Raw genomic sequence first — 11,467 nt, forward strand, 5'->3', positions numbered from 1 at the left:
ATGATGACTTCATAGTTTAGCAGTAACGCATGGGAAGATAAAAATGAACCAGGGAGGGATCAGGTGGCAAATTTGCCATTTTGGGTAAGCATGATTTTATGAAAGGTTTGCATATATATATTTGAACTATTCTAACAATTTGATTCGGTCCTACTAAATCTATATGAACATTATTTTTTTAAAAATCTTTGCATTTTGAGACAGGCAATAAATGCTTTCCAACAATGATCTAATGGACAAATATTAATTTAAGACCTTCTTTAGATGAATATAATCTCCCGTAATTATAGAGTGTATAATAAGATAAAATACTTATTCATTGGTTTGATTTTTAGATTTAATTTTGTGTTAGGGCCCAAGGTTTATATTTAAAGTCATGTTATCAGAAGTTATAATAACCCAAAGCTTTAGCACCTATAAGAAATTACGTTCAAGCCTTTTCTCTTTAGTTTTTATATCAGTATAAACGATCTCCTTGATAGTCAGCACATATCTTAGAATTTTATTAAACTAAAGACATACCATAGACATCTAATAGACGTCTTTATTATGTCTATTAGATGTCTTACAATTGTTGTCATATCAATCTGTAAGCCGGGCAATAGGTAAACTATGATTTACTTTTGACAAAATAAGGTTTTAAAAACAAGTACCCATAGAGACGTCTATTAGACATCACTTAGACCTCCTACAGTCGTCTAATTACGTCCATATAAGAAATCATTAAATTGTATTTAACTAATAACTAGGATAGGTTGATATCTTAACCTAGAGACCTAAACAAAGCATGAAGTAGTTTAGGGTGTCTTCCAAGCAAGACTCCAGATGTTTGGAAATCGATTAGTTGTAAAAATGTTAAGTCTGAAACTATACTATTCTTCAATGGCAAAGTCAAAGTAAAGGCTAGCAAGAAATAGAAACACATCCAGTCTGAAAATCAGAATGACTGCCATAGGAGCCTAATGAAGTAACTAATATCCCTAGTAAACCAGCTCTTAGCCTTTGTTCCTAAGATGTTCCAGATGAAACCCTGGCTTAGTATAAGGCCCTAGCCTTGCAACTGTTTTGGAAATCGAAACTCATTTCAGATTCCACCACTCGCCGAGTCATTTACTGAATGATCTGTAAAAGCATGTCTGAACCAAGTAGGTGTACTAATCATTATAACAATAGTTGATAGGACTTTGAGAAAGGGCTAGCTTTTAATTATAAATTTCGAAGACACCAAATTGACATCTTTTAAATGTCTTACAGACGTCATCAAATAGTTTTATTTATTGATTATCAGTATATTGTTAAATATCATACTATTTATAAACATAGTTGACGTAAAAAATTTTCAATTTATTTAAAAATAAAAGACACCTACTAGACGTCTCTATTATGTCTCGTAGGCGTCATTTTGATTGAACTTCAAAAGAGATTTCATTTAATCAACTGTAAAAGCTATAGCCTTGATTTCAATTGAATAGCTTCGGCTTAGAAGCTGCTAGCATTATGTCATTCATATTATTATACCGCACTACCTGGTTTTCAAAAGTTACTTTCCCCTCCAATCGCGACCGCAATCAATGGACAACTCTTAGATATGACACCTATTGGAATGAAGCAAGGGGTTGTCCCTATCCCTGTCTTAGGAATTACTACCAGACAATAATAGGCATGATCCATTACTTCACATTCACCCAAATGCTATTGCAAACTCCGAAGGCCGAACGGAGAAATGCAATTCTTTATTCCTGACCAATGGGTCTTGACCCAAGAAGGGTAACAGCTCTCGGTTCCCAAAAGGGGAGTCTTGGACTAAAGTAGTATAATTAAATAGATTCTGAAAATTAAGACATCATTAAGACGTCTGATAGATGTCTTAATGATGTCACGATAACCCTAATAGATATTATATACATTTAGAGATCAAGTAATCTAAAAATTATTACAATTACTTGGTTACTAAAATATTAATTCCTTTATTTGACGTCTCAAGGGCGTCTTTTAGACAGACAATAGACATCTTGAATACGTCAACCAATATTCAACCATATGGTCATTACTGTAGGAGGTACTAAAGGAGGAACGGGGAAAACAACCATTGCTACGAACGTAGCTATCTATCTGACACAATTAGGTCGGGACGTACTTTTGATCGATGCCGATGATCAGCAGACGGCCTGGGATTTTTCGACCTTCCGGCACGAAACCCTGGAAGGAAGCCTCGGATACAATCCAATAAAAATGAATGGTGAAACCATTCATACATACATCCGAAATCAGGCTAAACGCTATACGGACGTGGTGATCGATACAGGTGGGAGGGATACTACTTCACAGCGTTCAGCCCTAGTCGCTTCAGACGTGTATTTGATTCCGTTAGTACCGCACATGTTTGAAATGTGGAGTTTGGCCAAGGTTGATCATATGGTACGGGAAATCCATACGTTTAACCCGAATCTGAAAGCGATGGCCTTTCTCAATAAAGTAGAACCGAGATCCATCTACATCGAAGACAGTGTGAATCTGTTGAAACAGGCAACGGACATTGAATACCTAGATGCTCCCTTGGGCAACCGGATTGTGTACGTGCATTCCTCCGTACAGGGCCTGGGGATCGGCGAATACAAACCGCAGGACAAGGCCGCTGCCAAAGAATTTTCTGACTTAATGACGCTGGTCTTGGAAAAAGCCGCACAACCCGTATCGACCAATGGCTAAAAAGAAACCAGGGCTGGCTATGCCTAAAAGCACCGTATTATCAGCGGTTGAGCTGGAAGAACAATTCATTCAGAAAGGGGGGAGTTCGCCTACCATAGTGAGTCCCTTATTAAAAGAGGCTTCAGAACCTGTAGCTGAACCCGAAAGTGAAGATTTACTACACCGTTTTACTTTACGCATGCCTAAAAGCCAGAAAGAAAGCATCGAAGGCGTTATCAACCAAAGTGCAATTCGCAGGCGTTTAGGCATTACGCATTTCATTCTGGAAGCCATCGAAGAAAAACTGGCTCGAGAGAAAAAAGCGAAAGCCAAGAACTAAAGAAAAGAAGCCCAGCTAAGTTGGGCTTCTTTCGTTACTCTAGAATAAAACCAAGGTTGTCGGCCAGCGGCTGAAACGTAGTACGAATTTCCTCCAACCTGGTTGGATGCTTCTCTTGGAAGTACAAAAGTTTCAATCCCTGAATCATACCTGAACCATCCCGGAGTTGTTCAGCGAGGGTATCTACTTGTACATTCAGTTTATTGAAAATAGTTATAGCAATCTCTATGTGTACAGGAATACGTTCTTGCTGACTCAGGGCTTTAACAAAGGTTAAAAAGGACTGGGCTTCGCTTGAGTTCCGCAACGTGTCAACGATTACATCATTGACACGGTTCGCGTACAAGTCCCGAAGCGTATTCCGGGCAGTTTCTGTGGAATCCTCAGGCTTTGGTTTTGGTGAAATATGTACGATAGGTTGAGCTTCTTCTTTTGCTTTTTTGGTTAGGGAAATGGCCAAATCTTTATTCGCGACCACTTTCGTTAAGTAGGCCACTGGATTTTTAATGTCATTCCGCTGCTCCAGATACTTCAAGCCTAGCTCTACATTTGTCTTTACCTGCTCCCGACCGTGTTTATCAATCCAGCTCTGGTAAATGGACTTGGATACGAAATACGTTTTCAGTCGGGTAAATAGGGGATCTTCGAGTTCAGGCGTTTCAGCCGGAGGCTCAAGATCCAATGGATCGGAGTCAATGATACCACTAAGTTCAAGCTCGGGTTTTCCTTCCAATACAAAACAAACCGTCTGCGTAATTCGCTGTCGTTTCACTTCTGTAATATCCAGAATCCGGATATCCGTTTCCCGATTGATTTCCTCCATGCAACGCAAAAGAATCCGGTGTTTGAATTCCGAGTATTTCTTATAAGAATCCTTTGGGACCGAAAGCATAAACCGCAATTCATCGACGCTATACTTGGGATAAGCCGTTTGTTGCCGGAGGCGGTGCTTGAGAATCATGTACAGCTTAATCGAGTAGGGGGAACCCAACTGATTGAGGAACTTCATCGAAATGCTTAGGTATTCACTCTTCAGCTGAAGCAAATACGGCTTTAGGTCCGGATGAAACCGCACCAGCACGTGAGTCTTATCATCTTCCAACAAGGGCTCCGCCTTCTTATCGAGTACGGGAATCGTAATCTTATAGGGTTTACCGTCGATCTCTCCAATACGGGAAAAAGTACGGTGAGATAAATTGAATACAGCCTCGCGGAGCAATTCGTACTGAGTACCGGCGTCGTGTAAGCCATTGTCCCGAATGATTTCGGCAATACTGATCCGCTGCAGGGCAAACTCATCGTCGTCCTTGTGCAGCATCGTCAATAAGTGAAAGAAAACCCGGTACTCATTAATGGAGAAACTACTCTGAGCTTCCACTAGTCCATCCTTGCCCGCTTTGATCTGGACAAACTTTCGGATAGGAGTATCCCTGATTTCTTCAATAAAAAGGGGTTTCGAAGATTTAGCCATAGTTTCCGAGGTTTTTGTCGCCGGGCCGAGGTTCTTGTCGCCGAAACCGAAATTTTTGTCGCCTTGCCCGAGGTTTTTGTCGCCTACTCCGTGATTTTTGTCGCCGAACCATTTGTAATATATTGGTATTCAGACAGTTAATCAGCACCAAAATAGATATCAAAATAATAATCAAATATAAAACAAACTTTGATTAGTTCCGAAATATTTGTCGCCGAAGAAATCAAAAATGATGATATACACTGATATTCAGTATAATTGTTTCTAAATATTAGTTCTAATTAGGACATTGAATGAAATTTGGGCGACAAATATTTCGGAATTGTGATTTTTCCTATCGTAGTTAATTTATAAATTCCATAGGCATATATAAATATTATAACGTTTTGAAAACGTTATAATATTTATATATGAATGCTCAAATAAAGTTTAGTTCATTCTATAAAAAGCTACTAAATATGTAATGCTAAAAATTTGAAGTGTGTTGATAAACACAACATTTATTTAATAAAATGATGAACACCTTTCTTTAACAAATAGTGATCTTCAATCATAAAGCAGAGTCACCAACTTATATAATAGCCATAGGGGTATAGCTTTTTGATATTTTATTCAACCGGAAAATGTCATAAATACATTATTAGTCATTGGAGCTTTAATTTTTACTTGTTTACAGTCCACTGATATATTTCTGTATATAGTAAGAAATAGTCTAGTCAAACCCTATGTGCTAAAAGCTATTTTTCCTATCTTAATTTGAATCAAAATAGTATTCCATCTCCACTTAATTAAATGCAATTCATCAAAGAACCAGAAAATTATAATTAAATAAATTTAAAAATACTATTATTAATTAAAATATTATTTAGTAATAAAGTAAGTATAGTGCCCTTACAGGTATTTGAGTATTGATTTATAAATATGTCTGCTACCCCGTTAAATAAATAATCTCCTAAATTTATATATAGCTGTTAGATACAGCAATAAATTATAATTACATTAGTATTTCTAATATGTCCGCCCATGCTCCATTATCCTTCACCGCTATCTAAGCTTTTAGAAAACTTTAACAGGTTGTCTAAACCTACCTCTGAATTGCTCGCCTCTAAGTTAAAGTTATGCGTTCATGACAAGAATAGTAAAATATTATCAATAGGTAATAATGATAAATACGTTTACTTCGTCATTACTGGTTTAATCAGAAAGTTTTATATTAATAATGGAAAAGAAGTTACTTCCTCAATATTTACTTCAAATGATATTATAATTTCTTTTAATAGTTTTTTCAATCAAACAACTTCTACCGAAGCAATCGAGACAATAAATGAGACTGAACTTTATAAACTACATTATGAAGATTACCTATTCTTGGCTGAAACTAGGCCTGACTTTATTGAAATCATGTCTAATATTACATTAGATCACATAAATTCACTAGAAGATTATAATAAATTACTGAAAATCAAAACTCCATTTGATAGATACAAAATGTTTGAGAAACTATTCCCAAAATATCGGGGAAAATTACCTAACTCAATTTTAGCTTCCTACTTAAATATAAGTTACAGTGAGATAAGTAGAATAAGAGCTAAGATATTAAAATCTTATTATTGAAAATGATGATATTACAAAATGCTTTTTTTGCGTACACGCAAAAAAAATAACAAAATAATGCTATTCCTTTACTTTCAAGAAAGCCCCCTGCCAACGACTAGGAACCGGAGCAGGAGGCTTTTGAGTCAACTTATAACTAATATTAACTTAATTCCAAATCTATGAAAAATTTTTCACAATTAAGTGTATCATGTTTAATTGGCTTAACGATGTTCGCATCTTGTCAAAAAAACATAGAAGATAGTTCTGCTAAGTCACTCACAATCAAAGATTATGCAGAATTTGCTTCTATGGAGGATTTCCAAGCCAAAGTAAAGCAGTTAGAAAACCAATCAATACAAACATTAAGTGCTTGGGAACAACAGGAAGGTTTTGTTTCTCTAAAAACCAGATTTAATCAGGTAGTTGAAGCTGAGGAAGTGAATGGAGATCAAAATAAAGAACCATTAACGACTAAAGAGGCCAAAAAGTATTCCTATGTATACGTTAAAAGTAAGGATGGAGGAATAGAGCCTAATATTCCACTTTGGAGTATGATGAATGTGGTTAATGAAAAAGGAATAGTTAAAATTGGAAAGTATTTTTATCAATATACCTTTGATAAGGTAAAAAATATACCTGATATCGAAGAAGCTGATAATGAAGTAAATTTATTGTTAGAAAATGATGTTAGTAAACCCGAAATAGGTCTAGCTGTGAATGAAATTAAAAGAAGTAGCACACTGAGTAATCCAGGCGGCAAAAGTTTTTACACGGTTGCTAGCCGACAATGTGAAAACACTAGAGGAGATTATAGAATAGTAGGATATGAAGAAGTTATTGAAATTACAGATGAAACCTATGGTTACACTTGTAATCCCACATGGGGTGTTGGCTCAGACGGAAAACCCGTGTGGTCTTTTCCTTGTACTCAAACACTTATGAGTAATGCTAAGTGGTTTGAGATGCAGATAACGATAAGAACGCTAAAGAAACAGATGATTGGAGGGTGGAATAATAGAAAAACTACATTACAATATGGTTATGGAACATGGAAATTATCTCCCGGATCAAATCTTCAACCTGGCTGGGAAAGTGGGAATACTGGAACCATTGTTTACCCATTCCAATTAAATACATATCATAGAATCCCCTCAGAGGAAACTTCAACGTTTGCATTTACAATGATTAAAACCAGAAAATCAGGAACGGATTCAAATATACGTTTTGACCCATCATCTCAACACAATCTGTTTTGGGGAGGCGATTATAATTGTAATTGTACAATTCAATAATTGCCTAGTGATTACATTAATTTATAGTTTGAAGTTAGTGAAAATTATATAGACTATTTATGCCTATATAATTTTCACTAACTTCAAACTATTTTGCAGCTCAAATAAATCTATATCTGTAATTCACTTTATGAGAACTACCCTTTTTTTCATTTTCTTGTTACTCATAAATATTGCTTGTACGAAAATACTAGAAATACCAGGCCCTATCTTTAAACCTAAACCTGTCCTAGTAGGCGTACTACATCCCGATAGTTCTTTGTCCGTTAGATTATTTATGTCGAGAGAAGCCAAAGACACTTCCGGATATAAACCCATCACTTCCTCCACCGTAACTTTTAGCGAGGATAATATCGCCTTAGGAAAGGCCGTACATGCTGGAGACGGGTTTTACGTTCTCACAGTCGAGCCAAAAGAAGGGCATACGTACAAAGTTCAGGCAGAGATTCCAACCTATGGCATCGTTGAAGCGGAAGACTTCTTACCCGCTTTTCCTTCGTATACGGTCACCGTAGGCGACAGAAATTCATTGAATGCCAACTCAAATCCTGACATTACCTTACAGTTCAAAAAAACAGACAAGGCCTATTATTGGATTGGCATCAATGCGACGAAGCTTTCGCACCGAGCCCCCCAAGAATGCCGAAATATCATCAGTACAGGTGGAGCATTGAATTCGGAATGTAAAAAATACTTGGAAAAGGAGAGTAATTATGTCTCTTCACGATCTGCCGTTTTCGATATGTTCAATGGAAGTTTTGATGAGCTGCATAGTTATTATTCGTTTTCAAGCCTTGCCCGACTGCTACCTGAATTTGTAAAAGATTATCAACAACCGGAAGTTACTTTCTCTTTAACAAACCAGGGTGGTTCTTGGACCAGTCCTAGTTCCGCCGAAGAAAACGTCCTTGAATTAACAGTGGCGGGTCTAGCCTTCGATCAATACTTGAAAACTTCCCTATTTTCCTTGGAAAATCAATTAGTCGACTCTCAGGGAAAACTACAAAATCCTTTTGCAGAACCTACTAGTGCTTCCAGTAATGTCAAGAATGGACTAGGCATTTTCGGGGCCCGAAATGGTAAATATATTTTGCTTAAGCTTAATTCAACCTCTAGTAAAAATTAATCAAATGAAATTGATAAGAATTTTCTTCTTATGCCTACTTACCACTAATGCACTAATCGCACAGACGATTTCAGGATTTATTGAAGATGCTTCTTCTGGAGAGCGATTAATAGGAGCCGCTATTAAATTTAATAATCAGGGAGTTATCAGTAATCGGTATGGCTATTTTAGCATAAAAGTTAATGTTGAACCTGTACGGCTAATGGTCTCGTACTTAGGTTTCGAAACTAAAGAGATTGAGTATACGATAACTAAAGATACCAGCGTACTCATTAAGCTACATCCTGTACAGAATAATTTAAATGAGGTAGTTATTACATCTTCGCCTAAACAAGAGCTTTCTTCAATCGATCATTATACCATTCCCCTGGAACTAGTAAAAAAAGCTCCAGCTTTCTTAGGAGAATCGGATCTCTTTAAAACCATCCAGTATTTGCCTGGAGTACAGGCGGGCAATGAAGGTACCGCTGGTATAAACGTGAGGGGCGGTACTCCCGATCAAAATCTGATTTTACTCGATGGAGTACCCGTTTACAATATCAACCACATGTTCGGTTTTTTCTCAGTGATTAACCCCGATGCTGTATCCCACGTCGATTTTATGAAGGGGAGTTTCCCTGCTAAATACGGAGGACGTTTATCTTCTATCATGGATATTGCCATGAAAGAGGGTAATTTGCAAAGCTGGCATGGTACGCTTAGCTTAAATCCGATTGCTACCAGGCTGATGGTAGAAGGGCCGCTGAAAAAGGATGTTTCCTCCATCTTAGTGTCGGGTAGATCAACCTGGATAAACGGGCTAATAGGGCTAGGTACGCTTATCAGTAACTCAGAAAATTCAACGAATTACGGATTTTACGATCTGAATGTTAAGTTGAATTACAAGTTATCCCCAAAAGATCAGCTATATGGTAGTTTTTATACGGGGCATGATGGCTTTCGCAATCAGTTCAAATTTGATAATAGCGTATACAGATTTGGGCTTTCTTGGGGGAATGCTACGGCCGCTTTGCGTTGGAACAGGGTATGGCATAAACATCTGTTTAGTAATACGACAGCCTACTATACCCAATACAATTATAACTTATCCCAGGAGTTAACCAGTGAAAAACGCTACAATGCAACGACTAATTCTAGTATAAAGGATAAGGGAGTCAAGATAGACTTTGATCAGATCTTGAGTAATCAAAACACATTGAAGTACGGGGCTGGATTGGTACATCATACGTTCGCCCCTGAAAACAAAAGTTACCAAAATTCTCGGATGGATTCTACTGCTATGAATACCCCCGTTGAGAGTTTGGAGTGGTCCACGTACCTGGAAGATGAATACTCGATTACGAATAAATTAAAATTAGTCGCAGGCGTTCATTACATGGGACAGCACGTGCAAAAGTCATACTTTCATTCATTCCAGCCCAGAATTAGCCTTCACGCGAACTTAACTTCCCGATCAAAAGCCCAATTCTCTTACAATCGTACCGCTCAGTTTTTGCACTTACTGACGAATTCTTCACTTGGATTGCCCACGGATTTGTGGGTTCCAGCCATACCGAACGTGGGACCGGAAAAGGCTGAACAGTGGGCTTTGGGTTATGCGTTCCAGCTCAATGATTCGTATAGCCTTACGAGCGAAGTATACTATAAAAATATGGAGGGGGTAGTGGAGTATACGGACCTTTCTGCCTTCTTAAGTGCTACGAATATTCCCTGGTATGACCGAGTTACGGTAGGGAAAAGCCGATCTAAAGGGTTGGAGGTGTACTTGAATAAAAGCAGAGGAAAAACGAAAGGCTGGATTAGTTATACGCTATCAAAAACTGACAGAAAATTTGCTAGTTTAAATGAAGGAAACTGGTTTCCCTTTAAGTACGATCGAAGAAACAATTTAGCTATGGTCATCACCCACGATTTTTCTTCCAGCAAAACTTTATCTTTTAACTTCGTTTACAACACGGGTGTTGCTCTAACTCTACCTACTTCCTTTTATGAAGGAGCCTTACCGTCTAATTACGTTCATGATCTCAATAATCCTCTGCTTATTAACTATAAATTTTACCAATCGCTAGGCGATATGTCTCAGCGAAACAATTTTCGGGCACCCGCGTATCATCGTATGGATGTAAGTTATAAACTTACCAAGCTTAAAGTCAATGGCACGCGAAGCTGGATTTTTAATGTATACAACCTCTACAACCGACAAAATCCCTACTTCATTTATTACGACCAGCAAAAGCTTAAGCAATTTAGCTTACTTCCTATTCTCCCATCGGTTACTTACCAGCGTGAGTTTTAATATTTGGTGTAATTATCTCTTAGATTAAAGATGTATTTTAACATAATCCATGCTTGTGTAGCAGGACTTTCCAACGCATTAGTCTTCTAGCGAGTCTACCTACAATTTTTTTGTTAACTCTGAGAAGATAATGAGATACCTATTTGCACTTAACTTATAAATGAGTTTCATGGCAAGAGGATCAATAGATCTTCTCTTTACACCGGGTCAAGGTTGATCCGCCTTCGTAGTATGCGATTCTACCAAACTTATTCCCTTTAAAGGCGTTTTTATGAAAAACGCGAGAATGGAAGCATCTACTTTGATGAGTATAATCTTTAATAAGTGGGAAAGTGAATGTTTCAACGGGCCCTGTTCCAATTCAGGGTGCGATCTAGGCTATATTGAAATAACTGACGTTGAAAGCAAAGATTGAGCAATTGGGAGTTAGATGTAAAAGTGCTATTGCTTTCTATAACGTTTTATAAGCGAGCGTTTTGTCAGAGTTACATTAGATAGTATATATAGAATATAAATTATAATAATATCAATAATATGGAAATATTGTAGGGTTTTGCCTAGTTCATATTAATGGGAGATAAAACCTTTTTGTCTTTACAGAAAATTCAGCTCACGTTTGGTTAACTGTAATTTGATTTCGTAGAAGCCAATGTGTAAT

Annotated in this window: 6 protein-coding genes; 5 read left to right on the forward strand and 1 reads right to left on the reverse strand. The window is 37.3% G+C overall.

Annotated elements, in window-relative coordinates:
• Positions 1-2,040 precede the first annotated feature (2,040 nt).
• Both BWI93_RS13065 and BWI93_RS13070 read left to right on the forward strand, forming a co-directional pair.
• Positions 2,041-2,709, forward strand: a complete 669-nt coding sequence (locus BWI93_RS13065; protein WP_094812001.1) for an AAA family ATPase — start codon at positions 2,041-2,043, stop codon at positions 2,707-2,709.
• A gap of 19 nt (positions 2,710-2,728) precedes the next feature.
• The gene (locus tag BWI93_RS13070; protein ID WP_141217450.1) at positions 2,729-3,028 is read left to right on the forward strand and encodes a hypothetical protein; all 300 of its coding nucleotides are present in this window, start codon (positions 2,729-2,731) and stop codon (positions 3,026-3,028) included.
• 34 nt (positions 3,029-3,062) lie between these two features.
• Here BWI93_RS13070 and BWI93_RS13075 read toward each other — a convergent pair whose 3' ends face one another.
• Positions 3,063-4,499 carry a replication initiation protein gene (locus BWI93_RS13075; RefSeq protein WP_094812005.1) on the reverse strand — a complete coding sequence of 479 codons (1,437 nt, stop codon included), beginning with the start codon at positions 4,497-4,499 and terminating at the stop codon, positions 3,063-3,065.
• A 1,775-nt stretch (positions 4,500-6,274) separates the two neighbouring features.
• Here BWI93_RS13075 and BWI93_RS13085 point away from each other — a divergent pair.
• The 3 genes from BWI93_RS13085 to BWI93_RS13095 all read left to right on the forward strand — a co-directional run bounded on the left by BWI93_RS13085 (position 6,275) and on the right by BWI93_RS13095 (position 10,809).
• Entirely contained in the window at positions 6,275-7,387 is a 1,113-nt protein-coding gene (locus BWI93_RS13085) for a hypothetical protein (RefSeq protein ID WP_141217452.1), read from the forward strand.
• Positions 7,388-7,517: 130 nt separating this feature from the next.
• A complete protein-coding gene (locus BWI93_RS13090) occupies positions 7,518-8,513 on the forward strand; it encodes a DUF4249 family protein (RefSeq protein ID WP_094812011.1) in 996 nt (331 codons plus the stop codon).
• A 4-nt stretch (positions 8,514-8,517) separates the two neighbouring features.
• Positions 8,518-10,809: a TonB-dependent receptor gene (locus tag BWI93_RS13095; RefSeq protein ID WP_176454211.1), complete on the forward strand. Its 2,292-nt coding sequence runs from the start codon at positions 8,518-8,520 to the stop codon at positions 10,807-10,809.
• Positions 10,810-11,467: the final 658 nt, after the last annotated feature.

Origin of the sequence: Siphonobacter sp. BAB-5385 (assembly GCF_002261125.1) — a bacterium.
Taxonomy (GTDB): Bacteria; Bacteroidota; Bacteroidia; order Cytophagales; family Spirosomataceae; genus Siphonobacter.

Bases quoted from the DNA above. Each gene is read 5' to 3' on its own strand.
- BWI93_RS13085 (WP_141217452.1), top strand. From the start codon at position 6,275: ATGAAAAATTTTTCACAATTAAGTGTATCATGTTTAATTGGCTTAACG.
- BWI93_RS13065 (WP_094812001.1), top strand. From the start codon at position 2,041: ATGGTCATTACTGTAGGAGGTACTAAAGGAGGAACGGGGAAAACAACC.
- BWI93_RS13070 (WP_141217450.1), top strand. From the start codon at position 2,729: ATGCCTAAAAGCACCGTATTATCAGCGGTTGAGCTGGAAGAACAATTC.
- BWI93_RS13090 (WP_094812011.1), top strand. From the start codon at position 7,518: ATGAGAACTACCCTTTTTTTCATTTTCTTGTTACTCATAAATATTGCT.
- BWI93_RS13075 (WP_094812005.1), bottom strand. From the start codon at position 4,499: ATGGCTAAATCTTCGAAACCCCTTTTTATTGAAGAAATCAGGGATACT.
- BWI93_RS13095 (WP_176454211.1), top strand. From the start codon at position 8,518: ATGAAATTGATAAGAATTTTCTTCTTATGCCTACTTACCACTAATGCA.